Annotated in this window: 22 protein-coding genes, 1 tRNA gene and 1 pseudogene; 6 read left to right on the top strand and 18 right to left on the bottom strand. The window is 59.8% G+C overall.

Features of this window, described 5'->3' with window-relative positions; translation table 11 throughout:
- Positions 1–160: 160 nt before the first annotated feature.
- Positions 161–835 carry a MarC family NAAT transporter gene (locus JJD66_RS21685; protein WP_014719246.1) on the top strand — a complete coding sequence of 225 codons (675 nt, stop codon included), beginning with the start codon at positions 161–163 and terminating at the stop codon, positions 833–835.
- Positions 836–969: 134 nt separating this feature from the next.
- Here JJD66_RS21685 and JJD66_RS21690 read toward each other — a convergent pair.
- The 3 genes and pseudogenes from JJD66_RS21690 to JJD66_RS21700 form a co-directional block, all read right to left on the bottom strand.
- Positions 970–1166: pseudogene (locus JJD66_RS21690) on the bottom strand (ParA family protein); the annotation flags it as partial.
- Between the two features lie 121 nt (positions 1167–1287).
- Positions 1288–1363, bottom strand: a tRNA-Asn gene (locus tag JJD66_RS21695).
- Between the two features lie 33 nt (positions 1364–1396).
- The gene (locus JJD66_RS21700) at positions 1397–2320 is read right to left on the bottom strand and encodes a LysR family transcriptional regulator (RefSeq protein WP_200648988.1); all 924 of its coding nucleotides are present in this window, start codon (positions 2318–2320) and stop codon (positions 1397–1399) included.
- A gap of 99 nt (positions 2321–2419) precedes the next feature.
- On the opposite strand from JJD66_RS21700, the gene lldD reads away from it, so the two are divergent.
- A complete protein-coding gene (gene lldD, locus JJD66_RS21705; protein WP_034126164.1) occupies positions 2420–3550 on the top strand; it encodes an FMN-dependent L-lactate dehydrogenase LldD in 1131 nt (376 codons plus the stop codon).
- A gap of 412 nt (positions 3551–3962) precedes the next feature.
- Positions 3963–4889 (top strand): GGDEF domain-containing protein, encoded by a 927-nt coding sequence (locus JJD66_RS21710; RefSeq protein WP_014719251.1) that lies wholly within the window; start codon positions 3963–3965, stop codon positions 4887–4889.
- Positions 4890–5009: 120 nt separating this feature from the next.
- Here JJD66_RS21710 and JJD66_RS21715 read toward each other — a convergent pair whose 3' ends face one another.
- The 7 genes from JJD66_RS21715 to JJD66_RS21745 all read right to left on the bottom strand — a co-directional run bounded on the left by JJD66_RS21715 (position 5010) and on the right by JJD66_RS21745 (position 12691).
- Positions 5010–5783, bottom strand: coding sequence for an iron-containing redox enzyme family protein (locus JJD66_RS21715; RefSeq protein WP_234452293.1), 774 nt, complete (start codon positions 5781–5783; stop codon positions 5010–5012).
- A gap of 78 nt (positions 5784–5861) precedes the next feature.
- Positions 5862–8324 carry an EAL domain-containing protein gene (locus JJD66_RS21720; RefSeq protein ID WP_198715713.1) on the bottom strand — a complete coding sequence of 821 codons (2463 nt, stop codon included), beginning with the start codon at positions 8322–8324 and terminating at the stop codon, positions 5862–5864.
- Between the two features lie 71 nt (positions 8325–8395).
- On the bottom strand, positions 8396–10198 hold the full coding sequence (locus JJD66_RS21725; protein WP_198715714.1) for an ABC transporter ATP-binding protein: 1803 nt from the start codon (positions 10196–10198) through the stop codon (positions 8396–8398).
- Positions 10191–10793 (bottom strand): DsbA family protein, encoded by a 603-nt coding sequence (locus JJD66_RS21730; protein WP_170949794.1) that lies wholly within the window; start codon positions 10791–10793, stop codon positions 10191–10193. Before JJD66_RS21730 ends, JJD66_RS21725 begins: the two co-directional genes overlap by 8 nt.
- A 36-nt stretch (positions 10794–10829) precedes the next feature.
- A complete protein-coding gene (gene trhO, locus JJD66_RS21735; protein ID WP_014719256.1) occupies positions 10830–11771 on the bottom strand; it encodes an oxygen-dependent tRNA uridine(34) hydroxylase TrhO in 942 nt (313 codons plus the stop codon).
- A gap of 101 nt (positions 11772–11872) precedes the next feature.
- Positions 11873–12166, bottom strand: a complete 294-nt coding sequence (locus JJD66_RS21740) for a BolA family protein (protein ID WP_105227470.1) — start codon at positions 12164–12166, stop codon at positions 11873–11875.
- Between the two features lie 6 nt (positions 12167–12172).
- On the bottom strand, positions 12173–12691 hold the full coding sequence (locus JJD66_RS21745) for a DUF2059 domain-containing protein (RefSeq protein WP_105227472.1): 519 nt from the start codon (positions 12689–12691) through the stop codon (positions 12173–12175).
- A gap of 196 nt (positions 12692–12887) precedes the next feature.
- Here JJD66_RS21745 and JJD66_RS21750 point away from each other — a divergent pair, with 196 nt between their 5' ends.
- Positions 12888–14270 carry a class II fumarate hydratase gene (locus JJD66_RS21750; protein WP_014719259.1) on the top strand — a complete coding sequence of 461 codons (1383 nt, stop codon included), beginning with the start codon at positions 12888–12890 and terminating at the stop codon, positions 14268–14270.
- Here the strand turns inward: JJD66_RS21750 and JJD66_RS21755 are convergent.
- The 3 genes from JJD66_RS21755 to pap all read right to left on the bottom strand — a co-directional run bounded on the left by JJD66_RS21755 (position 14267) and on the right by pap (position 18645).
- Positions 14267–15223, bottom strand: a complete 957-nt coding sequence (locus JJD66_RS21755) for a DMT family transporter (RefSeq protein WP_200648990.1) — start codon at positions 15221–15223, stop codon at positions 14267–14269. The genes JJD66_RS21750 and JJD66_RS21755 overlap by 4 nt on opposite strands.
- A 601-nt stretch (positions 15224–15824) precedes the next feature.
- Positions 15825–17009: a thiolase family protein gene (locus tag JJD66_RS21760; RefSeq protein ID WP_200648991.1), complete on the bottom strand. Its 1185-nt coding sequence runs from the start codon at positions 17007–17009 to the stop codon at positions 15825–15827.
- A gap of 121 nt (positions 17010–17130) precedes the next feature.
- Positions 17131–18645 (bottom strand): polyphosphate:AMP phosphotransferase, encoded by a 1515-nt coding sequence (pap, locus tag JJD66_RS21765; protein ID WP_200648992.1) that lies wholly within the window; start codon positions 18643–18645, stop codon positions 17131–17133.
- A 154-nt stretch (positions 18646–18799) separates the two neighbouring features.
- Here pap and mnmC point away from each other — a divergent pair, with 154 nt between their 5' ends.
- Together mnmC and JJD66_RS21775 are read left to right on the top strand one after the other, a co-directional pair.
- Positions 18800–20800, top strand: a complete 2001-nt coding sequence (gene mnmC, locus JJD66_RS21770; RefSeq protein ID WP_198790822.1) for a bifunctional tRNA (5-methylaminomethyl-2-thiouridine)(34)-methyltransferase MnmD/FAD-dependent 5-carboxymethylaminomethyl-2-thiouridine(34) oxidoreductase MnmC — start codon at positions 18800–18802, stop codon at positions 20798–20800.
- Positions 20801–21144: 344 nt separating this feature from the next.
- Positions 21145–21504: a hypothetical protein gene (locus tag JJD66_RS21775; RefSeq protein ID WP_200648993.1), complete on the top strand. Its 360-nt coding sequence runs from the start codon at positions 21145–21147 to the stop codon at positions 21502–21504.
- Here JJD66_RS21775 and JJD66_RS21780 read toward each other — a convergent pair.
- The 5 genes from JJD66_RS21780 to JJD66_RS21800 all read right to left on the bottom strand — a co-directional run bounded on the left by JJD66_RS21780 (position 21485) and on the right by JJD66_RS21800 (position 26407).
- Positions 21485–22015 carry a lysis system i-spanin subunit Rz gene (locus JJD66_RS21780; RefSeq protein ID WP_200648994.1) on the bottom strand — a complete coding sequence of 177 codons (531 nt, stop codon included), beginning with the start codon at positions 22013–22015 and terminating at the stop codon, positions 21485–21487. The genes JJD66_RS21775 and JJD66_RS21780 overlap by 20 nt on opposite strands.
- Positions 22015–22440: a cell wall hydrolase gene (locus tag JJD66_RS21785; RefSeq protein ID WP_200648995.1), complete on the bottom strand. Its 426-nt coding sequence runs from the start codon at positions 22438–22440 to the stop codon at positions 22015–22017. Before JJD66_RS21785 ends, JJD66_RS21780 begins: the two co-directional genes overlap by 1 nt.
- Entirely contained in the window at positions 22440–22985 is a 546-nt protein-coding gene (locus JJD66_RS21790) for an NUMOD4 domain-containing protein (protein ID WP_200648996.1), read from the bottom strand. The genes JJD66_RS21785 and JJD66_RS21790 overlap by 1 nt, the downstream gene beginning before the upstream one ends.
- Before the next feature lie 114 nt (positions 22986–23099).
- Entirely contained in the window at positions 23100–24566 is a 1467-nt protein-coding gene (locus JJD66_RS21795) for a hypothetical protein (protein WP_200648997.1), read from the bottom strand.
- On the bottom strand, positions 24563–26407 hold the full coding sequence (locus tag JJD66_RS21800) for a hypothetical protein (protein ID WP_200648998.1): 1845 nt from the start codon (positions 26405–26407) through the stop codon (positions 24563–24565). Before JJD66_RS21800 ends, JJD66_RS21795 begins: the two co-directional genes overlap by 4 nt.
- Positions 26408–26443 lie beyond the last annotated feature (36 nt).

Genomic DNA, 26443 nt, shown 5'->3' on the forward strand with positions numbered 1-26443 from the left:
TAAACGCTTCGATTTCAAGTGCCCGATCGAAGTCATGGGCGAGGTGATGCAGGAAGCCATGGCTATGCGGCATCATGCTCCAGCTTCAAATCAATAACCGTGTTGCACTCAGCTTCTGCAACCGCCCCTCCTATTCGTTGCATAACCGAGTAAAAACACTATGGGTAATTACTTTCATCATGTTCTTATTGGACTATTAGCCCTGCTTCCTATGGCCAATCCTCTAACTAGCATCTCCCTTTTACTAGGACTTGGAGGAAAGCTGCCTACAGTAGAGCGTAACCGGCAAATCCTGAAGGCAAGCTTGTATGTAGCTCTGATTATGTTTGTCAGCTTCTACGGGGGCAGCCTAGTAATGCAGGTATTCGGAATATCTGTCCCCGGCTTGAGAATAGCCGGAGGCCTGATCGTTACCTACATCGGTTTCGCCATGCTTTTTCCAGCAACGACACCTGACGAAACGGAGGTTCAGAAAGATTTCCTTTCAGAGAAAGAGAAATCAACCCCACATTTCCGCGATTTGTCATTTGTACCTTTAGCTCTTCCTGGTGCAGCAGGCCCAGGCACGATAGCGTTGCTTATCAGCTCCGCCTCTACCCTGCAGTCGACCTACCAGACCCTACCACTCGTCATTCACCTTGCAGCCGCAACCGTATTCATCATTACTGCGCTTATTTTCTGGATAGCTTTACGATGTTCGGGGCGAATCATGAAAGTGCTTGGTGAGTCAGGAATCGATGCAATTTCCCGAGTCGTTGGTTTTCTACTGGTTTGTATGGGCGTTCAGTTCGTTATCAATGGTGGTTTTGAGTTAGCGTCTACACCTATGCACTGATCATAGTTTTTCATAATAGTGAATTATTAAAGGCCGTTGATATTCCCGCGGCCACATTCGCTAGCATTTTTATCAAATGCCTGGCTCAGCGCTTCACCTCATTACCGACAGAAGAAAGCGCTCCGCGGAGGCATTTCATTATTAACGATCAGTTGGTAGGTCCCGCCCGGCGCCTCACGCGTTAGCGTATAGAACGAGGACAGTGACGGCTGGGATCGAGATCGATCAGTAAGGTCCAATGACACGCGTCGGCGCAGAATGCGCCTAGATTGGCGCCAACCGTGGTTTTCCCCGGCCCGCCTTTGGTTGAAACGACTGCAACGACTTTCATTGGCCTTACCTCTGAATCGAAGGATTAGAGAGGGCGTCATGGGAAGCGCGCTAAGCGTTTGGATTGCTGGGTCAAATCCCAAGCAAAAAAAAGCCTGTATCTCTACAGGCTTTTCTCTATCTGGCTCCACGACCTGGACTCGAACCAGGGACCCAATGATTAACAGTCATTTGCTCTACCAACTGAGCTATCGCGGAATGCGCCGTATGTTACTGATTAAAAAGAAGAAGTCAAGCGTCCTCAGAAATTTTCCGCAAATCGTCCCCCTGCTCGCTTGAATACGGCGGTTCCTTGGCCAAATCCAGCCAGGCCCTTGCCGCCGGCGGCAAGTGGGCGCTCGCGCGCCAGGCCAGGGCGATGTGCCAATCGGTGTGGGGCTCGTCCAGGGGGACCAAGGCGATGCCGGGATGTTGATGTTTGTGCGCCAGCATCCTAGGCAGGAAGGCGACGCCCAGCCCGGCGGTGACCAGGTCGACGATAAAGTCTATTTGGCCGCTGCGGGCGGTGACTTTGGGGGTCACGCCTTTGCGTTCACAGGCGCTGAGGATCTTGGCATTGAGGGCAAAGCCGGCCTCGAACAGGATGAAGGGTGAGTCGGCCAGGTCGGTGAAGTCGATGCGCTCGCGCTGGGCCAGTGGGTGACCCATGGGCAATACAGCGATCAATGGCTCGTTACGCACCGGTTGGTAGTCGAAGCCTTCATCAACCGGCAGCAGCAAGGCGGCGAGGTCCACCTCCCCTGCTTCCAGGCATTCGCGCAGCCTTTTACTGCCGTACTCGGTCAGTTCGATGTCGATGCCCGGGTAACGGCTGCGGTAAGTGGCGAACATCGCCGCAAACAACACGCCGCACCCTACCGGCGGCAGGCCGATGCGCAGCACGCCGCGCTGGAGGCCGCGCAGGTCGTTGATTTCAGCCATCAAGTCGGTGCGTTCGGCGAGCATCACCAAGGCGCGGCGGTAGGCAATTTCGCCAGCGGCCGTGAGTTCATTCCTGTGGCCGAGACGATTGAGCAACGGCATGCCCAGTTCGTCCTCAAGGGTCTTGACCGCTTTGCTCACGGTGGACTGGGTCAGGGCAACCACTTCCGCCGCCTGGGAGAACCCGCCCTGGCGCACCACTTCGACAAACGCACGCAAGGTTCGCAGGTTCATCAGTATTCCTTTAGTGACTGGATGACAGTGATAAAAGTTGTTTTCATCATGGCATAACTTTGCTTAGGGTGTAGCACTTTGCCCAGGGAGACACTGTTGATGATCATCTCGTCCGCTTCCGATTACCGCGCTGCGGCCAAGCGCAAGTTGCCGCGCTTTCTGTTCGATTACATCGACGGCGGTGCCTACGCCGAGCACACGCTTCGCGCCAACAGTTCGGACCTGGCCGAGATCAGCCTGCGCCAACGCATCCTGCGCAATGTCGACGACCTGAGCCTCACCACCCAGCTGTTCGGTACCGAACTGGCGATGCCAGTGATCCTTAGCCCGGTCGGCCTGACCGGCATGTATGCGCGACGCGGTGAAGTGCAAGCAGCCAAGGCGGCGGCCAACAAAAACATCCCTTTTTGCCTGTCGACAGTGTCGGTGTGTTCGATTGAGGAAGTGGCCTCGCAAAGCCCGCAGTCGATCTGGTTCCAGCTGTATGTGCTCAAGGATCGCGGCTTCATGCGCAACGCCCTGGAGCGGGCGCAGGCCGCCGGCGTGACCACCCTGGTATTCACGGTGGATATGCCCACACCCGGCGCACGCTACCGCGATGCGCACTCGGGCATGTCTGGCCCCTATGCAGCGCAGCGGCGCATGTTGCAGGCGGTGACCAAGCCGCAGTGGGCCTTCGATGTGGGCTTGATGGGCCGCCCCCACGACCTGGGCAATATTTCCAAATACCTGGGCAAACCCACTCACCTGGAGGACTACATTGGCTGGCTGGCCAACAACTTCGACCCGTCCATCAGTTGGAAAGACCTGGAGTGGATCCGCGAATTCTGGAAAGGCCCGATGATCATCAAGGGCATCCTCGATCCTCAGGATGCCAAGGACGCGGTGAGTTTCGGTGCCGACGGCATCGTGGTCTCCAACCATGGCGGCCGCCAGCTCGACGGGGTGCTGTCCACGGCCAAGGCGTTGCCGCCGATTGCCGAAGCGGTGGGCGATGACTTGACCGTGCTGGTGGACTCCGGCATTCGCTCCGGGCTCGACGTGGTGCGCATGCTCGCCCTGGGCGCCAAAGCGTGCCTGCTGGGGCGCGCCACCGCCTACGCGCTGGCCGCCGAGGGCCAGCATGGGGTAGAGAATCTGCTGGACATCTTCGCCAAGGAAATGCGCGTGGCCATGACCCTGACCGGGGTCACCTCCATCGCGCAAATCGACCGTACCACCCTGGTCTAGTGGTGATGGGTGCGGTGTACTTTGTTCACGAATAACCGAAGCGTTGTTTATTTGCGACAAGCAACTCGCCCCACCGAAACAGTTACGTCAACCGGGCCGGCGTTAACGCTGGCCCAAACCAGCCAAATAACTGGCGCCGTGCTTTAACGGACTTTTCTTACTTAAAAATTAGTTAATTGATTTATAAGGATTTTTGCCAACTAGATACACTTGGCATGAATCTCGCTCTAGTACTGTTCAAGCAGGTTCGGCGATGACAAGACGTGCGGCAGGGCCATGGGGTTATAACCCAATGAAAAGCGGTTTAAACTGTTTCCAATGTTTTACGGAACTGAAGGATCAGTAAGACGCTTGGCACTCGCCACCCTCATCCCGCCTGTAAGACAGCCCAGTGCTTAGAGGCCCCGCGCTTATGAAAACCCCCACCCAGACCAACGCAATTGACTTTGACAGTGCCAAATTGCAACGCCTGGGATTTGGCCAGCCATCCTTACGCCCACGCCGCCCCGCCACCCTCGCCGAACTTCGCCAGCAACTGAACCAGCAGTTGCAGACCAGCCTGGAGCCGGAGCGCATCCTGGGCCTGTTCTTTCGTGAGGTTCAGCGCCTGGTGCCGCTGGACGCGTTGCAATACCGTCACGCCGCCAGCGACCTGCGCCTGGAGTTTGGCCACCGGGGTCATCACTCCGTCAGCTACACCCTGAGCCATGAAGGGGAACACCTGGGGGAACTGGTCTTTCGTCGCAACCAGCGGTTGCTTGAAGAGGAACTGAGCCAACTCGAACTCCTGCTGGTGACCTTGCTTTATCCGATGCGCAACGCCCTGCTCTACCGCGCCGCCACCCGCAGCGCCCTGCGTGACCCGTTGACCGAAACCGGCAACCGTGTGGCCATGGACCAGACGCTGCAGCGAGAAATAGACATGGCACGTCGGCACTTGCACCCGCTGTCGTTGTTGATGCTGGACATCGACCACTTCAAGAAAATCAACGACACCCATGGGCATGCTGCGGGCGACAGCGTACTGCGCGCTGTAGCCGGGGCGATCAAACGCCAGCTGCGCAACGTGGACATGGTGTTTCGGTTTGGCGGGGAAGAGTTTTTGATCCTGCTCTCCAACACCGGTCGCGATGCCGCGAGAATGGTGGGAGAGCGCCTGCGCCAGGCGGCGCAAGCCCAGGACTACTGGGTAGAGGGCACGCGAATCGAACTGACCGTGAGCCTCGGTTGTTCTACGCTGCTGGCGGCCGAGTCGGCTGAAAGCCTGCTGCGCCGGGCCGACAATGCGTTGTACGTGGCCAAGCGCGAAGGTCGCAATCGCTTGGCGATGGCGGGATAAGGTCAGTTGTGGCGAGGGAGCTTGCTCCCGTTGGACTGCGTAGCAGGCCCATTCTTTTTAAATAAAGAATGGGGCCGCTTCGCGCCCCAGCGGGAGCAAGCTCCCTCGCCACAGTTACCGTTACGCCTCGCTGGCAATGCGCACAGGGCGCTCGCGAACGGCTGGCGCCTTGTCTTTCTCCGCATTCTCTAGACGCATGCAGCTTTCCAGGAACAAGTGCATGTAGTCGTAGCTCTTGCACACCGCCTGGCGCAACTCTTGCTGCAGGGCCTTGCTCGGGTTGGTCCCGGCCAGTGTGCAGATGATTTCCAGGGCTTCCCAAGGGTGGGCGTCGTCGTATTGGGCGTGCATCTTCAGCCACTTCATCGCCCGCTTGCGGTCTTCCTCAGGGAAGGCGGCAGCATACACACCAGTAGAGCAGACCACGGCAGACCACTCCCCCGTCGCCCCCTCGATCGCGTAGTTGGTGGCGGCAATCGCGACGATCAACGCATCCGCCGAGCTGGTGTGCCAGCACCAATGGCTCAGGGCGTGCAACTCGGGCGGCACCTCCTGCGCTTGCAGTTCTTCAAGGCTGACGCCGTGAGCCCGCGCCCAATTGACCCAATAGTCGGCATGGTTGAGCTCCACGCGAATGTTGCGCATCAGCCAACGGCGCGCTATATCCTCCCCAGGATGGCGGGCAAACTTAGTCTTGGTCAGGTTCTGCGCCATGTACAAGGCAAACTGTTCCACCACCGGCCAACCACCAATCAGGTAGTGGCGCATGGTCTTGGCGCTGAGGGCGTTGTCGCGCATGCGCTGGTACAGTTCGTGCTCGACAACCCGACGCTTGCTCTCGCTACAGTCCTGGATCAGTTGCTGCGCCCAGGCGGGGTAACTTGAGGCTTCCATAAGCGGGCCGGTTCTGTTGAATGTGTCGATCACTGTGGGGCTCCTTTTCAAGTGTGATTGTACAGACCAGCAAATGTTTCAGCGGAAAGTGCCGGGCGCCTTGAATAACAGAGGCTGCGGCCGCTCAGGTCGGCACTGCAGGCTATCAAAGGTAAACAATTGCGGGCGTTCAATCAGGTAGCCCTGAGCGTAATCCACACCTATCTCAAGTAAAGCCTGTTCGATCTGGGGTGTTTCAACAAACTCGGCAATCGTGCGCTTACCCATGACGTGGCCGATGTGGTTGATCACCTCGACCATGGCGCGGTTAATCGGGTCGTCCAGCATATCCTTTACGAAACTTCCATCGATCTTCAGGAAGTCTACAGGTAAATGTTTCAAATATGCGAATGAGGACATTCCGGCGCAAAAGTCATCCAGGGAAAAATGGCACCCTAACGCTTTGAGTTCATTAATAAATCGAATCGCACTGCCCAAATTGGCTATAGCGCTCGTTTCAGTTATTTCAAAACAAATCATTTCCGGTGGAATGTTGTAACTATCGAATTTCTGACGTAAAAAACCCAAAAAGTCATCATCGCCAATGGTTATGCCTGACAGATTAATCGCACACATGGCCATGGGTCGGCCCGGACGCTCATGCATGCAGCGGGCGATAATCTTGAATACGTTTTCCACTACCCAACGGTCCAGGGACGTCATCAAACCGTAACGCTCGGCCGCCGGTATAAAACTGTTGGGTAAAATGATCCGCCCCGCTTCGTCATGCAGCCGCAGGAGAATTTCGATGTGCCCATTGCCGGCGTCGGTAGGGCCCAACGGCGCGATTTCCTGGGCGTAGAGGCAAAAGCGGTCTTCCTCAAGGGCGATATGCAGCCGCTGTACCCAGGCCATCTCGCCAAACCGCAGAGACAATTCCGAGTCGTCGACGTGGTAGACCTGCACCCGGTTGCGGCCCTTTTCCTTGGCCATGTAGCACGCCATATCGGCGGCGCGCAGGGAGGTTTCCAGGGTGGTCGGGGTTTGCGAGATATGCACCAGGCCGATGCTGACAGTGGTCATGAAGGGCCGCCCCTTCCACACGAAGTGCAAGCTCTGCACGGTATGGCGCAGGCTCTCGGCGATTTTTTCCGCCACCTGCGGCGGGCAGTTTTCCAGCAGGATGCCAAACTCGTCGCCGCCCAACCGAGCCAGGGTGTCGCCTTCGCGCAAGTCTGATTGCAATAGCGCGCAGATGTGACGCAACAATTCATCGCCCGCCGCGTGGCCACAGGTGTCATTGACCAGCTTGAACTGGTCGAGGTCGAGGAACATCAAGGCATGTCGCCCACTTTGCTGGCGCGCGACCTGTTGCAGCACCTGTTCAAGGCGGAACTCGAACTCGCGACGGTTGGCCAGGCCGGTCAAGGCGTCATGGGTGGCCTGCCAGGAAAGATTGGCGATGTACTGGCGTTCCTGGGTCATGTCGTGCAGCACCAGGACCGCACCGCTGATCTTGCCGGCGCTGCGGATCGGAGCGCCCACCAGGGTGACCGAGACCGTGCTGCCGTCCAGGCGCTGGATCAGCTTGGAATGCTCGCTGCCGCCGCTGAACTGGCCCTTGACGATGTGCTCAATCAGGGTGAATCCGTCGGGCTCGGCGTTTTCATTCAAAAGTTTGAACAACGCCGCCAGCGGCAGGCCCTGGGCCTGCTCCGAGCGCCAGTGGGTCAAGGCCTCAGCGGCAGGGTTCATATAGGCAATGGCCCCGTCGACATCGGTGGTAATCACCCCGTCGCCAATCGACTCCAATGTAATCTGCGCCCGCTCCTTCTCCGCTTGCAGCGCATCGGCAAAGGCATGACGCTGGGCCAGCAGCTTGTGGGTGCGCAGCAGCGCCAACACGATCAGGCCCAAGGCCGTCGCCAGGTTGGTGATCAACAACAGGCGCAGGATCATCCGCGAACCTTCGCCCAGGGCATCGCTGAAGGCCTTGGCGGCGGGCGTCACCCCCTCATTGATGGCCGTGATGCGCGCCTTCCAACTATGGACATCGTCATTGCTGACGTAGCCGGAGGTAATGGCGCCGTGCATCTCCTGGGCCAGCTCATCCAACTGCAGCAGATAGCCGTCGCCCACCGTCCACAGCTCAATGGCTTTTTCCAGGTAGCTGAAATGGCGGAAGTTGAGGTACAGCCAGATCAGGCTGGAAACGTCGTCCGGATGGTTGCCGCCCTTGAGAATACCCAGGCGCGCGGCCTCCATGTCTGGATTGGGACGGTCCAGCGCAATGCGCAATTCATGCCCACCCTGGGGCACGGCAATGGCCTGCTGGTATTTGAGGTAGGTGGCGTCGTTGCGGTTATCGGCGTAGAGGGTCAGGTAGTAGATGGCATCCTTCTGGCCCTTGGACCACAGGCTTTCACCCGCCACATAACCCCGCACTGCCGAAAGCACGTAGAGACTGACGCAGCCTAACAATGCCTGGAACAACACGACGGCGATGAAGGGCCAGACAATTCCCAACAGACGTGGCGTTCCGAGAGTCCGCTTTTGCTTCATGAAGTCCCTTACACATGCACAGCTTAATACGCACGCGAAAATCCGCTCCCGATAGCACAGCCTAAGCTAAATCAACGCACTTGTTGCAAGTGTCCGTACAGTTTGGCGTACAACCCACCATCGGCAATCAACTGCTGATGGTCGCCATCCTCGGCGATGTGCCCGCCATCGAACACCAACACTCGGTCAGCCTGCTTCACCGCAGACAGCCGGTGGGCGATGATCAGTGTAGTACGCCCGCTGAGAAACCGCGCCAGTGCCTGGTGCAGGTTGTACTCGGTCGCCGCATCCAATGCAGACGTGGCCTCGTCCAGAATCACCACTTTAGGCTCGGCAAGTACCATGCGGGCAATCGCCAGGCGTTGCCGCTGCCCCCCGGAAAAGCGCACGCCCGAACGCCCGACCACGCTGTCCAGGCCCAAAGGCAGTGCTTTGACAGTAGCATCCAGTTGGGCGATTTCCAGCGCCTGCCAGCAGGCTTGATCGGTGCGGGTGCGGCCCATAGTCAGGTTGGCGCGCACGGTATCGTTGAACAGCGCCGGGTGTTGCAGTACCACCGCGACGTTTTCGCGGATGGTCTCCAGGCCGATCTCCTGCTGGGTGGCAGTGCCAAAACGAATGCTGCCGGCCTGCGGCGTGTAGAGCCCCAGCAACAGTTGCACCAGGGTGCTTTTGCCGCCGCCGCTGGCGCCGACAATTGCCACCTTTTCACCCGGTGCGATGGTCAGGTTCAACTGGTTGAGTACCAAGTCTTCGCCGTAGCCAAAGTCGAGGCCACGCACTTCGATGCCGACCGTCTCGCGCCCGCTGAACGGGTCTGCGCCGCCGGGGTATTGCGGCTCATCGGCACGCGCCAGCAGCTCGTTGATGCGCGACAGCGCGCCGCCCGCCGCGTAATAGGCGTATTGCAGGTTCAGCAGTTGTTCCACCGGGCCAATCATGAACCACAGGTAACTGAACACCGCGAGCATCTGGCCGATGGACAGGTCGGAAAACAGCACGGTGAGCATGGCCGCGGCGCGGAAGATATCGATACCGAACTGGAACAGCAAGCCACTGGCGCGGCTCGATGCGTCGGTTTTCCACTGGGAATGAATGGCGTAGTCACGCACTTCCTGGGCACGCTGGCCCAGCCGCCCGAGGAAAAAGCCTTGGCGGTTGCCGGCACGTACTTCCTGGATGGCATCGAGGGTTTCAGTCAGCGCCTGGGTAAAGCGTGAAGTACTGTCGTTTTCCAGCTTCTTGAGGTGCTTGACGCGCTTGCCCAATTGCACCGTGGCGTAGATCACCAACGGATTGAACAACAGGATCAACAACGCCAGTTGCCAATGCATCCACACCAGGATCGCCGAGGTGCCGACCAGGGTCAGCATCGCCACCAGGAAGCGACTGAGGGTTTCACCCACGAATTTGTCCAGGGTGTCCAGGTCGGTCACCAGATGAGTGGTGACCGTACCGCTGCCCAGGCTTTCGTACTCACCCAGAGAGATACGCTTGAGACGCTCGATCAGGCGCACGCGGATGCGGTACACGATGTCCTTGGCCAAGCGCGCAAACAGCCGCGCCTGCACCACGTTGAACACCAGCGCGCCGCAGCGCAGGGCCAGGGTGACCAAGAGCATCAGGCCGATATAGCCAGCGGCTTTTTGCCAACCCAGGGGCAGCGCGTGATTCATCACCTTGAGGGCGGCATCGCCATGGCCCAGCAGCACTTCGTCCACCAGCAACGGCAACAACAGCGGGATAGGCACGCTGCACAGGGTGGCGAGCACGGCGACGCCGTTGGCAACCCACAGGGATTTCTTGTGGCGCAGGGCCAGGCGGCGAATTTCTGCCCAGGTCAGGCGGTCGGTGCGTGGAGGCTGTTCATACACAGGCAGCTCGCTCCAGCCATCGACCCAGTAACGGCGACAGCTCGGACAGCGGCTGGTAACCATTGGTCAGCAAGGCCAACTGGCCGTTGCGTTCGGCCAGCAGGGTCGGGAACCCGGCAATGCCCAGGTCTTGCACCCAAGTGAAATCGGCCGCCGTGGCCGCGTGCTGCTCGGCACGATCGAACTCGCCGGCAAACTCGATACGTGGAATGCCGGCCTGCTCGGCCAGCTCAACCAACACATGGGCGAGGGTCACGTCCCGTCCTTCGACATAGAACGCACGCTGGATCAGCCCCAGCAGCTTCCAGGCGCAATCCGGCGCCAGGCTGCGTGCGGTGACGATAGCGCGGCACGCCGGCTCGGTGTCGTAGACAAACCCGTCAGGCAGCGCGCCGTCACGCTTGAACGGCTGGCCGGTGGCGTCGGTGACGGCCTGCCAGTGTTCAAGGATGTAGCGCCGGGTAGTCGGCTCCAGCGCCGCGCCGCTGCCGGTGCGCAAGCCGCCCACCACCAGGTGCACGTCCACGCCGGCCGCCTGGGCCTGCTCCACCAGCGCTTGTGCCACCGGGGCAAAGCCCCAGCACCAGGAACACATCGGGTCCATTACATAGAGCAGGCGCGCAGACATGGCTCAGGCCTCGGAAGGGGTTTGCTTATAGTTGTAACCAATCGGGTGCGGCATGTTGCGGGCCTTGGCCAGTTCGATCTGCTTCTGGCGGTCGATCGCACTGCGACGGGTCTTCTCCGGCAGCTTATCCCAGCAATGGGGGCAACTGATGCCGGCCACATAATGCTCGGAGGCGCGGTCTTCTACGCTCACGGGTGTGCGGCAGGCATGACATTGATCGTAGTCGCCTTCGCTCAAGTCGTGGCGCACGGTCACGCGATTGTCGAACACAAAGCAGTCGCCCTGCCATTTGGTTTCTTCCTGGGGCACCTCTTCGAGGTACTTCAGGATACCGCCCTTGAGGTGGTAGACCTCATCGAAGCCTTCGCTGAGCATGTAGCTCGACGCCTTCTCACAGCGAATGCCGCCGGTGCAGAACATGGCGACCTTCTTGTGCTTGGCCGGGTCGAAGTTGGCTTTTATGTAGTCGGGAAATTCGCGAAAACTGGTGGTTTTCGGGTCGATTGCGCCTTCAAAGGTGCCGATGGACACTTCGTAGTCGTTACGGGTGTCGATCAACAGCACTTCCGGGTCGCTGATCAACGCATTCCAATCCTGCGGGTCGACATAGGTACCGACTTTTTTGTTCGGGTCGACGCCTTCAACGCCCAGGGTCACGATCTCTTTCTTGAGCTTGACCTTGGTGCGATAGAACGGCTGGTCATCGCAGTAGGATTCCTTGTGGTCGATGTCGACCATGCGCGGGTCTTTTTTCAGCCAGGCCATCAGGCCGTCAATGCCTTCGCGGCTGCCGGAAACGGTGCCGTTGATGCCTTCTTCGGCGATCAGCAAGGTGCCTTTGATGCCGTTATCGACCATCGCCTGCAACAGGGGCTCGCGCAGGGCGACGTAATCTTCGAGGGTGACGAACTTATACAGTGCCGCCACGACAATCGGTTGAGTCATGGGTGTTCTCTCCAGGTGGCTACCCTCGTAAGGGGTGAACCGGATGCAAAAAAAACGCGCCGGCTAAGCGGCGCGTTGCGGATTCTATCAGGGTTCCCCCGTCAATGTCCGCCGGCGCAGGTCGGCGAGGCCGGGGCTGCGTCGATTGTCGCCCACTCTTCGGGCGTATAGGTATGCAGCGCCAGCGCATGGAACTCGCTCATCAGATCACCCAGGGTGGCATAGACCTTCTGATGGCGCTTGACGCGGTTGAGCCCCTCGAACTGCTGGCTGACCAGCACGGCCTTGAAGTGGGTCTGCAACCCACGGCTGTGCATGTGGCTTTCATCCAGCACGCTCAAGTGTTGCGGGGCCAGGGCGGCAAGGGCCGTTTCGATACGCTGTTGCATGGTCATTCCTGCTTACTTCTTCTTGGCCGGTGCAGCGGCTTTTGGCGCCAGCTCGTTGGTCATGTCTTCCAACAGCTTGTTCACCACCGGTACGGCGCTTTCCAGCTTGGCCTGGGTCATCTGGGCCGATTGCTGGGTCAGCTGGGGCATTTTTTCCAGAACTTTCTTGCCAAGTGGCGACTTGTAAAACGCTACCAGGTCCTTGAGCTCGGATTCGCTGAAGTTGGTGGTGTAGAGCTTGACCATGTCAGGCTTGAGCTTCGGCCAGCCGATGGCCTGGTCCAGAGCGGCGTTGGCCTTGGCCTGGTAGCTGTCCAGTACCGACTGCTTGGCGGCAGGCGCCTTGGTCTGTTCGAAACGCTGGGCGAACATTTGCTGCACTTGCATGTACACCGGGGTCCCCAGCTTGTCAGCATGGGCCAGGGTAAGGAAGGCTTCGGCACTGGCGTTGTGGCTGGCGGTATCGGCAAGAACCTGGCCGCTGGCGCAAACCAGAGCAACCGCGGTACAGATGGCACGAAGACGAGTCATCGAGTTTCCTTTTCTAGCAGGCGAGGTAAGACCCCAAGGGCGACCATTCTGCGCCTAAAAAACCTCGCGGCTCAACCCCACTCCTTGGCAAGCCCCGGTTTCACGGGGCGCGATGGCACAAATGCGCTTTTAGGGAACCCACGCTGGCCGCCAGGGCCTAAACTGACCAATCACGACTGCATAACGAGGGTGACCGATGAGCCGTATCGAAACCGACAGCCTGGGGGAAGTACAGGTCCCTGATGACGCCTATTGGGGCGCGCAAACCCAACGTTCGCTGGTCAATTTCGCGATTGGCGAGCAGCGCATGCCGCTGGCGGTATTGCATGCCCTGGCCTTGATCAAGAAGGCCGCCGCTCGGGTCAACGACCGCAACGGCGACCTGCCCGCCGATATTGCCCGCCTGATCGAACAGGCTGCCGACGAGGTCCTGGACGGCCAGCATGATGACCAGTTCCCGCTGGTGGTCTGGCAGACCGGCAGTGGCACCCAGAGCAACATGAACGCCAACGAAGTGATCGCTGGCCGCGCCAACGAACTGGCCGGCAACAACCGCGGCGGCAAGAGCCCGGTGCACCCCAACGATCACGTCAACCGTTCCCAGAGTTCCAACGACTGCTTCCCCACCGCCATGAGCATTGCTGCGGTGCAAGCGGTGAACAAGCAACTGCTGCCGGCGATCGCCACCTTGTCCGGTGGACTGGCAGAATTGGCCGCGCGGCATATGAAGCTGGTCAAGACCGGCCGTACCCACATGATGGATGCCACACCGATCACCTTCGGCCAGGAACTTTCGGCGTTTATCGCCCAGCTCGATTACGCCGAGCGTGCGATCCGCAGCGCCCTGCCCGCGGTGTGCGAGCTGGCCCAGGGCGGCACCGCCGTCGGCACCGGCCTCAATGCCCCCCATGGCTTTGGCGAGGCGATTGCTTCCGAGCTGGCCGCGTTGTCGGGTTTACCTTTTGTGACCGCGCCGAACAAATTCGCCGCCCTCTCCGGCCATGAGCCGCTGGTGACCTTGCACGGCGCGCTGAAAACCCTGGCCGTGGCGCTGATGAAGATCGCCAACGACCTGCGCCTGCTGGGTTCCGGCCCTCGCGCCGGGCTGGCCGAAGTCAAGTTGCCGGCCAACGAACCGGGCAGTTCGATCATGCCCGGCAAGGTCAACCCCACACAATGCGAAGCGCTTTCGATGCTGGCCTGCCAGGTGCTGGGCAACGACGTGACCATCGGCATGGCCGCCAGCCAAGGGCACTTGCAGTTGAACGTGTACAAACCGGTGATCATCCACAACCTGCTGGAGTCGATCCGCCTGCTGGCCGATGGCTGCAACAACTTCCAGGAGCATTGCATTGCCGGTCTTGAACCCGACGCCGAGCAAATGGCCCAGCACCTGGAACGCGGGCTGATGCTGGTCACCGCCCTCAACCCGCATATCGGCTACGACAAGTCAGCCGAAATCGCCAAGAAGGCTTACGCCGAAGGGCTGACACTGCGTGAGGCTGCACTGGAGCTGGGCTACCTCACCGATGCCGAGTTTGACCAGTGGGTGCGCCCGGAAAACATGCTCGGCGCTTAAACCGACATCCGCAGCCGCCGGGCCCTGAGCCCGGCGAGCAGCGAAGGCGCCAGCGCCACCATCGCCGAGCCAGTCACCACCACCAAAGCCCCCACATACCCCAAGGCATTGATCTCTTCGGCTTGCACATAGTCCGGCCACAGCCAGGCCGCCACTGCCACCGCCACAAAGGTCACCAACGGCGTCAACGCCAGGGTCGCACTGACCCGCGAGGCTTCCCAATGCGCCAGGGCTTCGGCAAATGCGCCGTAGGCCACCAGCGTATTCATGCAGCACGCCAGCAGCAGCCAGCCTTGCAACGGGCTCAACTGCAACGCCTCCAGCGGGTGCGCCCAAGGCGTGAGCAACACCGCGCACGACAAGTAAATCACCATCATCACCTGCAATGAATTCCATACCGTCAGCAACTGCTTCTGCCCCAGTGCATAGAACACCCAGATGGTGGTGGCGAGCAGGATCGTCAGCACACCGGCGGTGTAAGAACCCATGGACGTCAGCAACTCCACCAGGCGTTGGTTGAAAAACAAGCCAAAGCCTGCGATCAGCACCACCAGCCCCACTCCCTGCCCCAGGCTGAAGCGCTCCTTGAACACAAACACACTGGCAACCATCAGAAAGATCGGCCCCATCTGCACCACCAACTGCGCCGTGCCGGGGCTAAGCATTTTCAGGCCAACCAGGTACAGCACGTAGTTGCCCACCAGGCCACACACCGCCATGCCCACCAGCCACCCACCCTTGGGGCCAAGCACTTTGCGGCTGGGCAGGCGTTTGGTGGCGGCCAGGTAAACGAACAGGCACGTGCCCGCTACCATGAGGCGAAACCAGGTCACGGTGATCGGGTCCATCACCTGCAACACTTGCTTGAGCTTGATCGGGAGAATGCCCCACAGGAACGCGGTCAGCAGGGTCAGGAAGAAACCGTAGACCCAGCGGCCGGAAGAGATGTGCATGAGTGCCCCAGATGCCAGAGGAAGTGGAGCAGGCATTCTAGGGGCAAGTCACTGAGTTCGGATACGTCACAGTCTTGAATGTGTGTGGCTTGCCTGGGATGGCAACCGACGGTAACCACGATGCGAAGCGAGCCGCTCTTGATCTTGATCTGCTTTTGATCTTAGGCGCCCCGTTAAACCACGCTGGCCGAACGCAGGTTTGAATTCGTGGGTAACCCGGCAGGACGCCGGGTTAGCCGCCCCGCGCCATGGATGGCGCGTGGCGGCGGCCCACGGATTCAAGCCTGTGTTCGGGCACACCGAGCCTAGGCGAGGTGCCGAGTGGTGGGGCAAGAGCGTTTTGCTTACTTTGGCCTGGGCCGGCATCCCGGCTTTTGCAAAGTGAGCCGCCGTCAGGGCGGAACCCTAAGTGGCCGTTGCCGCAGGAATGGATATGTACACGGTCCAACTGTGTTGACTGCTGGGCCGCCTTCGCGAGCAAGCCCGCTCCCACAGTTGGGTTGTAGGGTGTCAGGTAGAGAAGTGCCGGCTGGCAGGCCGTCATCGCAGGCAAGCCAGCTCCCACATTAGCCCTCCCACACTGGCGCTGTTCCAACCGCAGTCAGCGCACCGCTTCGAAGAGCCCGGTGGCGCCCATCCCGCCCCCCACGCACATGGTGACAATCCCATAACGAAGATTGCGCCGTTGCAACTCCCGCACCAGGTGCCCTACTTGCCGCGAGCCGGTCATGCCGAACGGGTGCCCGATGGAAATCGAGCCGCCGTTGACGTTGTACCTGGCGTTATCAATCTCCAGCCGATTGCGTGCATACAGGCACTGGGAAGCAAAGGCTTCATTGAGTTCCCACAAGTCGATATCCGCCACCTGCAAACCCTTGGCCTTGAGCAACTTGGGCACCGAGAACACCGGGCCGATGCCCATCTCGTCCGGCTCGCAACCGGCCACGGTAAAGCCACGGAAGAACGCCTTGGGCTTGAGCCCCAGTTCCAGGGCTTTTTCCAGGCTCATCACCAGGGTCATCGACGCACCGTCGGAAAGCTGCGAGGAGTTACCTGCCGTCACCGAGCCATCCTCGGCAAATACCGGCTTCAGGCCGCTGAGGCTGGCCAGGGTGGTGTCCGGGCGGTTGCAGTCGTCACGGTCTACCACGCCATCCAGGATCTGCACCGCGCCAGTGTTCTTGTCCTCGACCTTGTACTTGACCGCCATCGGTACGATTTCATCGTTGAACAAGCCATCAGCCTGGGCCTGGGCGGTGCGTTGCTGGCTTTGCAGCGCATAAAGGTCCTGGTCTTCGCGGCTGACGTGATAGCGGCGCGCAACGATTTCGGCGGTCTGGCCCATGGGGAAGTAAATGCCCGGCACCTGTTCTTTAAGCAGCGGGTTGATCAGGTTATCGGTGTTGACGCTCTTCATGGTCAGGCTGATGGACTCCACGCCACCGGCAACAATGATGTCGCTGCAGCCCGAAGCGATCTGGTTGGCGGCAATGGCAATCGCCTGCAAGCCCGACGAACAGAAACGGTTGAGGGTCATGCCCGCCGTACCGGTGCCCAGTTGCGAGAGCACCGCCACGTTACGCCCGATGTTATAGCCCTGGGCGCCCTCGTTGGAGCCGGCGCCAACGATGCAGTCTTCCACCGTCGCCGGGTCGATCCCGTTGCGGGCCAGCAGCGCATTGACACAATGGGCCGCCATGTCATCGGGACGGGTCTGGTTGAACTTGCCGCGAAAAGATTTGGCCAGGCCGGTTCGCACGCTGTCGACGATCACTACTTCACGCATGGGCTACCTCGATCTTGTGGATGTGAATCGAGGATAGATCCAGGCCTGGCCGACCGCGATGATCATTCACTGCGTGGATGCAAAAGCATGGAACGACGTGGGAAACGGCAAGCCCCTCAGGCTATTTCTTTTTCTTCTTGTCGTGCTTGTCGCTTTTATCAAACGCTTCTTCCAGCGCACGGTTGATGGTGCGCAGCACCTTGACCCGCGCCCAGCGCTTGTCGTTGGCCTCTACCAGAGTCCAGGGCGCCACCTCGGTGCTGGTGCGGTCAACCATATCGCCCACTGCCGCGCGGTAGTCGTCCCACTTGTCGCGATTGCGCCAGTCGTCTTCGGTGATCTTGAAGCGTTTGAAGGGGATTTCTTCACGGGCCTGGAAGCGCTCCAGTTGCGTCTCCTTGTCGATTGCCAGCCAGAACTTGACCACGATCACCCCCGCATCGCGCAGTTGCTCTTCGAAGTCATTGATCTCGCCATAGGCGCGCATCCAGTCCGCTGGGGTACAGAAGCCTTCGATGCGCTCCACCAGCACGCGGCCGTACCAGGAGCGGTCAAACACGGTGAACATGCCGCGCGCCGGGATCTTCTGCCAGAACCGCCATAGATAAGGCTGGGCCCGTTCGTCTTCGCTGGGCGCGGCAATCGGCACGATGTGGTACTGGCGCGGGTCCAGTGCTGCCGCCACTCGACGGATCGCCCCACCCTTGCCCGCCGCGTCGTTGCCCTCGAACACGCTTACCAGCGCGTGCTTGCGCATACGTTTGTCGCGCATCAGGCCAGAGAAGCGCGCCTGTTCGGTAATCAGTTGTTCTTCGTAATCATCCTTGTCCAGGCGCAGGGTCATGTCGAGGCTGTCGAGCAGGCTCTTGCGGTCCACCGAGGCAAGCAACGGCGCCGGGTTCATGCCGCTGGCCTTGACCTTGGCCTGCTTCAGGGCACTTTGCAGCCCATCGAGCAGGATCTTGCCCACGGTCAGCCCACGGTAAAGGGGGTCGACGCCTTCGATCACATGCCACGGCGCGTAATCGCGGCTGGTGCGGCGCAGCACACGCTCACCGAAATGCACGAACTTGTCGTAGGTCTTGGACTGCTGCCAGTCCAATGGGCTGATGCGCCAGCTGTGCAGCGGGTCGTCGGCCAGCGCCTTGAGGCGCGCCTTCATCTGTTTTTTGGACAGGTGGAACCAGAACTTGAAGATCAGCGCACCTTCATCGCAGAGCATCTTTTCCAGACGTTCGGCGCCGGCGATGGCCTGGTCCAGGCGCGCATCCTTGATCTGCCCATGCACGCGGCCTTGCAGCATCTGGCTGTACCAGTTGCCGAAGAAAATGCCCATGCGGCCCTTGGCCGGCAGTTGCCGCCAGTAGCGCCAGGCCGGTGGACGCGCCAGTTCTTCGTCGGTCTGCTGGTCGAAGGTGCGCACTTCGATCAGGCGCGGGTCCATCCATTCATTGAGCAGCTTGACGGTTTCACCCTTGCCCGCGCCCTCGATGCCGTTGATGAGGATGATCACCGGGAAGCGTTTCTGCTGTTGCAGCTCGTACTGAACTTCCAGCAAGGCTTCACGCAAGGCCGGCACTTCGGCGTCGTAGGTGTCTTTGTCGATGGCGTGACCGATTTCAGCGGATTCGAACATGGGCAGCTCCGTTTCAAGATGGCTCAAGACTAGCGGATTGGGCCCCGACACGCGCAAGGAAATACAACCCAGCCTTGCCATGGATCAATTCAACGCCTGTTGATCGGCTAGAATGGCCGCCTTGCCTTTGCCCGCTTTCATTTTATGAGCCGCCATGAACCCCATCACCCACGCCCAGCTCGACTGGGATGACCAAGGCCGCCCGCATTCGCGGGTATTCGACGACGTGTATTTCTCCGACCAGTCGGGCCTGGAAGAAACCCGCTACGTGTTCCTGGAGCAGAACCGCTTGCAGGAACGCTTCGCCGCCTTGCCCGCAGGTGGGCGCCTGGTGATTGGTGAAACTGGCTTCGGCACCGGCTTGAACTTCCTCTGCGCCTGGCAGTTGTTCGAACAGCACGCAGTCGCCGGTGCGCGGCTGCACTTTGTCAGCGTGGAAAAGTACCCCCTCAGCCATGCCGACCTGCAACGCGCCCTCGCCCTCTGGCCCGAACTGCAACCCTTGGCCGAGCAACTGCTGGCGCAATACATTGCCATCCACCAGGGTTTCCAGCGCCTGGTACTGGACAACGGCCGCGTGACCCTGACTCTGTTGATCGGCGATGCGCTGGAACAATTGCCGCAACTGGACGCCCAGGTCGATGCATGGTTTCTCGACGGGTTCGCCCCGGCGAAAAACCCCGACATGTGGACCGCCGAGCTGTTCGCCCAACTGGCGCGCCTGGCGGCACCGGGCTCAACCATCAGCACCTTCACCAGCACCGGCTGGGTAAGGCGGTTGATCAATGCCGCCGGGTTCAAGATGAAACGCACGCCAGGCATAGGCCATAAGTGGGAGATCCTGCGTGGGGAGTTTGTCGGTTGGCCCGCCGACTTACCCGCGCCGGCCCCACGTAAACCCTGGTTCGCCCGGCCACCCGCCATCGAGGGAGAACGTCATGCCCTGGTCATCGGCGGTGGCCTGGCCGGTTGCGCGACCGCCGCCAGCCTGGCCGCCCGGGGTTGGCGTGTCAGCCTTCTGGAGCGCCACGCCGGCTTGGCACAGGAAGCTTCGGGCAACCCACAGGGTGTGTTGTACCTCAAGCTTTCGGCCCATGGCACGGCCTTGTCCCAGCTGATAGTCAGCGGTTTTGGCCACACCCGACGCCTGCTGGAACATTTGCACCGAGGTGTCGATTGGGACGGCTGTGGCGTGTTGCAACTGGCGTTTGACGCCAAAGAAATCCAGCGTCAGGCTCAATTGGCAAACGCCTTTGCTCCGGACCTGCTGCATCTGCTGGACCGCGAGCAAGCGCAGCAAAAGGCGGGAATCGAACTGGCCCACGGCGGGTTGTTTTTTCCAGAGGGCGGTTGGGTGCATCCGCCCGCGCTGTGCCAGTGGCAGGCCAAACATCCACTGATTGAAGTGCTCACCCACCACGAGGCACTGGAACTGCACCGGCTCGACGACCAATGGCAAGCCCGCGCCGGTGACCGCGTACTGGCCAGCGCCGGTGTCGTGGTGCTCGCAGGGGCTGCGGAGATCAAGCGTTTCCCCTTCAGTGCTGACATACCGCTCAAGCGCATCCGTGGGCAGATCACTCGGCTGGCGCAAACCTGCGCGAGTAAAGCGCTGGCCACGGTGGTCTGTGCCGAGGGCTACGTCGCGCCGGCCCGGCTTGGCGAACACACCCTGGGCGCGAGTTTTGACTTCAACAATCAAGACCTCACGCCCACGCCCGCCGAACACAGCGGCAACCTGCAGATGCTGCGCGAGATGTCTACCGACCTGCTGCAGCGCCTGGGTGCCGACCGCCTGGCGGCCGAACAACTGGAAGGCCGTGCCGCGTTTCGTTGTACCAGCCCCGACTACCTGCCCATCGTTGGGCCACTGGCCGACCATGCGGCGTTTGAGCAGGCTTATGCGGTACTGGGCAAAGACGCCCGGCAAGTGCCGCAAACGCCATGCCCGTGGCTGCCGGGGCTGTTTCTCAATAGCGGCCATGGTTCGCGTGGCCTGATCACTGCGCCGTTGTGCGGCGAACTGCTGGCTGCATGGCTGAGTGATGAGCCCCTGCCCGTGCCAACCAGCGTAGCCGAGGCTTGCCACCCCAATCGATTTGCCCTGCGCGCGCTGGTGCGAGGCCAGGGCGCTGCACAAAAAAAGCCGGATTAAAGGCAAGGCGGCTATCTGCCTTATAACTTATCGGTCTAAAACTCCACGCATAGCACTGGGTCAGTTTCTGGGTACGCGCCCTTTTGGGCGTATTGAGTATTGACCCCTCCCCAACGGAAAAACCGGTAAGGAACTTATGTGTGGACTAGCTGGCGTATTCCAAAGGCGCTAGACAAGGGGTTTCAGCGCCTTCTGAGACCCCTTAGAGGCCCTCAAGGGAACATCCAATGGTACGAAAAGTGGTACGAGCTACATCCATCCCCGGCGTCCTGCCGACGAACACCACTCCCCAAGCCTGCAGCGCCTCGATTACTGTACGCACATACAGTATTTGAGATCCCACTATGAACGTTGACATGGACACCGATGATTGGCTCGGTTGCCCCACTCCGCTGGAGATGTACCAGCACCAATGCTCAATCCTAGTGGATGAGTTGGTGGAGACCGAGCGCATGCTGCGGCGAGCGCGGGCGAATATCGCCGGGCTAGTGCAGATGAATGACCTGCTGATGACGGGAAAGGATCAGGCGGAGACTTCCTTGAAAACCGCACTTTCCCAAGTTGCTGCCTTGAACCTGGAAAACTCACGACAGGGCCGCAAGTTAAACGGGTTGGCGATAATCACGGAGCAGAGAGACCACCTTCTCAGGGAAAACCAGCGATTGCTGGATGATCTGAGAGCACTCAAGGAGCCACAGCCCTGACGTACGCCTGGCACGCGCGCAAGGCAATTATGGCGTTATCCCCGTCGCCGGTGATGGCGATAATTCGTTGAGCATGCGCTGGGTCAAGTTGGGCTCGACGGGCTGCATGAACCACGCCGACGGCGCTGGCGGTGGCAGGCACGCTGCAGCCACTGGCTGAATCCGTGGCGTCGAGAAGGACTGACAGCCGGAGTTCAGTAGTAGCAAGGCGATCACGGATAACAGCCTGCTTGCGTTGCTCATCGGATAATTCCTTTGTGTTTTGTTGGTCCTGGAGCGCGAGCTTTTCCTCGGTGGCCAGGCGCTTATCCAGCTCGGCCGCCTGCTGACGCCAGGCCTCGCCAGTGATTGCATCCAGTTCCTGTTGGTGGCGGGCGCCCTGCTCCGCGATACGCTCAGACATCCTCTTGCCCAGGCGCCACTCCTGAACCTGCCACGCACCGCCAAAGCCGATGACCAGCGCCAGCAGGATTGCCAGCCCCAGGCCGATCAGCTTCTGTACGGGCGTCATCACGGCACATCCTTGAAGAATATGTGGTGACCAAGGCGCAGCGTCTGCTTGGCCTTCGATGCCCATGCCGGGGCTTTGGGCATTGTGGTCGCGTAGTAATGCGTGGCGCCGCCGGTAGGGTCTGGCACTGCGCCCGACATAACCTGGTCAGCCGCACGCTGGGCCTGGGCAAACTGCGCAGCCGGGATCTGCTTGGCACCGCTCAGGTAGGCGTAGTTCGGGTCGTTCTGGTTCCAGCAGCTGAACTGCCAGGCTTTCAGGCACACACCGGCGTAGCCCTCCCCCCACCACGACTTAGCCTTGCCGTCGAACACACGGTTGCGTATGGTCCAGGCCACGGCGATCTGGCCGGCCAGCCCTTCCCCGCGGGCTTCGCCGTACAACGTCCGCGCCAAAATATCGCGGTCTCTTTCGGTCGCGTTCATTAGATATGGCTCCAGGATTTTCGATTGACGATTTTTGAAATGGTTTGGAAGGCGACCCCGAACTCACGGCCGATGGCGGTCAAGCTTGCTCCCGCAGTCCGGCGCGCCCTAATCTCCCGCACTAAGCCGTCGTTAAGTTTTGCGCCGCCATTCTTTGCGCCCGCTGGGACCGTGCCGTGACCGATCTTGTCGCTCTCGTTTTCGGCGTGAGTCTTCCAGCACAAGTTCGTGTAGTGAGTGTTTGCTGGATCTCCATCGCAGTGCGCCACCTCGTTTCTACCAATCGAGGGCGGCTCTAGAAACGCCATAGCTACCAGCCGGTGAGCCTCGAAGTGCGCGTGCTTGCCATTGATCGTGAGCTTGAACCTGGGGTATCCAGCGTGATGCCAGCAGAACGATAGGATCTTGCCCGGAAAGGTGCGGCGACCTGGTGTGCGGCGACGCACATGGCCGTATTCGCTCACCTCGTAATCGCCAGATGCGTGACAGAGGCGCCACTCAATGGCGTCGAGGCTGACCCCGACGGGTACAGGAATCTCCCTCATCGCCCACCCCACAGCGTGCGCGCCAGGATGTCCCGGTCTTTCTCGGCTTCGTTCATGCTTTTCTCCGGACAATAAAAAACCCGGCGCGGCGGCCGGGTTTATTTTGAAGTTCAACTATTTTGGCGTTACATCAATTCCTTTCGCCTGCAGCTGTTTTGTCAGGTAGATCACCGCAGCTTTCAATTGATACAGCTCTTCACGATCTGACACCGACATGTACCCATCGGGATTGACATCCACCGCATCAGGGTTGGTTCTCTGAACGTCTTGGGCAAGGTTGCCAGTTTCGTTGGTTGCGATCTTCTGGCGCTTCTCGGTGACCACGCCGTTTGCGTCGGTTTCCTTCCAGACGACATAGCGGTCGGACACATAGACCTTGTTGGCCAACACGCGCTGCATGCTCTTGGCGTAGTCCACCTCGCCGTGTACATCCTGCAGGCGGCTATCGGTGGCGGTCATCACGCGGCCGGCCTGGACATCGCCAATAAAGTAGCCTGAATAGTTGCTCTTGCCGCCGGTGGCATTCGCATACACGCCGTAGTTGGCGTCGTTGCGACCATCAACCATTGCGCGATAGCCGGTGGCCTGTTTGCCATCAGTGGCCAGGACGGTAGAAGTGCTGCCACGGGCATCGCCTGAACCGGTCACGGCGCTGGATATGCGGGACTCCTGAGCAGTGACAGCGCCGACTCCGGTGGACGCCGCGACAGGCTCAACGCTCGAAACAGAAGCGGTTACTGGCGCGGTACGCGGGCCACCTCCGGACACTAGGCTGGTCGACGCGATGCCGAAAGATCCGTTGGCACGCTCTAGAGTGTTTGATACTGGCGAGGTGTTGGTGGCATCCGTCAGTGAATCAATGGCCCGGCCGACATTGCGAGCCGAGAAAGCCCGCAGCGCCGAGTCACGCCCACGGGAGTCGGCCAGGATCGAGTAACCCCAGTCTCCCTCCTTTTTGAGCCCGGCCACCGATGCGTTATCAATACCGGTGGCGCCCTGGGCGTAGCCAAGCACGCCGTAGCCAGGCCCTGCCCCGTTCAGGCGCTCACCATAAACGCCTGCCCCATCAGTGGATTCGTTCTTGCCGTAAACACCGTGGCCGGAGCCGGTGAGAATCTTGTACCCGGTTACGCCGCTACCCGAGCCGGTGCCGCGCATCAAGCCGTAAACGCCCGACCCGTTGCCGTTTTCCCACCTTGTGCCGATCACGCCATTACCTGGTCCTGATTCACGACGATTGCCCACGATGGCATCGGCTGCGGTAGAGCGCGTGGTTGCGCCACCAATTGCCCCGCCGCCCGCGCCGCCGTCACCTTCATCAAGCGCATGAAAGCCGTAGCCCGACGCCATCGGCCCAATTGCGTTGTGATAGGCGAAAACTGCGTCAGATACGCCGTGCGTATCCTTAACTGCGCGCAACGAGCTGGGCTTGCCCACGGCGTCATCGGTGACGATGTTCACATGCTGAGTAATGGTTTCCGGAAGAGGCTCGGCGAACGATACGGATGACACTGCCCCAAGGCACAAAATTACAGCCAGGTTCTTCATTAAATTGGTTCCTGCGTAGCGATGAATCATCATACATCAACACCCTCGCTGCGCAGTCTTTCGACGAGGTATTTAACAGCTGCTTTTAGCTGGAAAAGTTCCGATCGGTCTGAAATTGACAGGTAATTGGTATCTCCTACCGCATACTCTGTAATGAAGTCTGGATTCGTTTTTTGGATGTCCTGTGCAAGGTTGCCGATCTCGCGCACCGCTACGAGCTGGCGCTGCTCTTCCTCTCCGTAGGTGGGGATAAAAAGCGTGCCTTCGCGGTCCTCAATCTCCTCATCCCAAACCTTAACAGGTGCCATATAGGCAGCCTCTTTGTCGTAGCAGTAAACCGGGTTAGCGATAACGTTTTCCAGGCACTGCGCATAATCAACTTCGCCGTGAATAGTTTTGAGTCGAGCATCGGATGGCGAAAGTGTGCCGCCATAGAAAACGTTGCCCACGAAGTAACCTGACCAGTTGGTGGTGCCACCAACCGCATTCGCATACATGCCGTAATTGGTGGTGTTTGTACCATTGACTACCGCCTTTGCGCCAAATGCGCTGACACCGTCCTTCGCAAGCACGTCATAGGTCGCCCCGCACGCCTCTGATGAGCCTGAAACGTTTGAACCGATAGTAAGCGCGTGACCCGTAACCGTCGAAGTACCGGTCGAGTTAGCCGTTGGCGCAACCGTCGATACAGTGGCGATTACCGGACCTGTTCGAGCAGTTGCGCCATTTACGCGGTGCAGCACGCAGAAGCCCTGCGCCCCATAGTCTCGCTCGAAGGTATTAGATGTTGGCGCGGTGCAGGTTACATCTGTCAGAGACTCGACGGCTTTTGCGGTTGAAGTTAGCGCCGCGAAGGCCCTTATAGCAGCGTCCCTCCCTCGAGCATCGGCAAGAATGGCGTAACCATAATCGCCGGACAGCTTGTAGCCGAAAACACTTGCGTCTTCCAGTGCGCCCTGTCCTGCAGCATGGCCCATGACACCAGGGCCTGGGCCGGCACCATTAAGGCGCTCACCAAATACACCAGCGCCGGAAGCGGTGCCTTCGTGAGTTCCGCGAACACCGTGGCCTTGGGCGCCTTGGACAAGGTAGCCATACACGCCATTGCCGGCGCCGGTACCAGCCCTGAAGCCATGCGCACCATTGCCGTTGCCGCTTTCTAGGCGAGAGAAGATGCCGCCGTGACCTGGACCTGTTGCGCGACGATTGCCGACAATCGCCGAGGCGTCAGAATTCCGGGAGGTTGCGCCACCGATAGCGCCTCCGCCATCGCCGCTAGACGTGGCGCCGTCACCGCTGTCTAAAGCATGGATTGCGTATCCGGTCGAGCTTGAGCCGGTAGCGACTCGCTCGGTGAAAATGGTGTCGGAATTGAGGTTCGTAGTCCTGATCGTATGCAGGGTATATTGGTTATCCGATGAGTCGTCAGTTTGCATTAACACGTTTTGCGCGATACCGCGCAGATTGACCAACATGCTTCCGCCAATGGCCGCAAGGGCCGATCGCAAGCTTCCGTCAGCAACATCGGTTAATTTCAAAGCATCAACTGACCAATCACCCGTTAAAGTTAGTGGAAAATTCGCAGGGTCGGTGACCCGATAATAGACGCCGGAACGAACTATTAATTGCGTAGACCGCTGAACTGTCGCGCCTGCGGCATAGACAACCGGAGTGCTTTCGTAGCCGCTGTTCGCCAGCAGGTCATCAAAAGCTTTGGTCATTCCCGCCCAGGTCTTGAGCACTTTGCCCAGGCGTCCAAGCCGGGTTAGGTCTGAGCCATTTATAAGCTTGTCGAAAATAGGCGCATTGTCTTTGAGGTCGCGCGGATCTGCCGAGCCGTTTGGTTCTACAGGGTTTCCGGTGTTAAAGGCCATGGCTTTCCCCGAGGCGAAAAAAGCCCGCTCAGTGGC

The sequence above is a fragment of the Pseudomonas sp. MF6751 genome (assembly GCF_016613265.1).
GTDB classification, from domain to species: Bacteria; Pseudomonadota; Gammaproteobacteria; order Pseudomonadales; family Pseudomonadaceae; genus Aquipseudomonas; species Aquipseudomonas fluorescens_BV.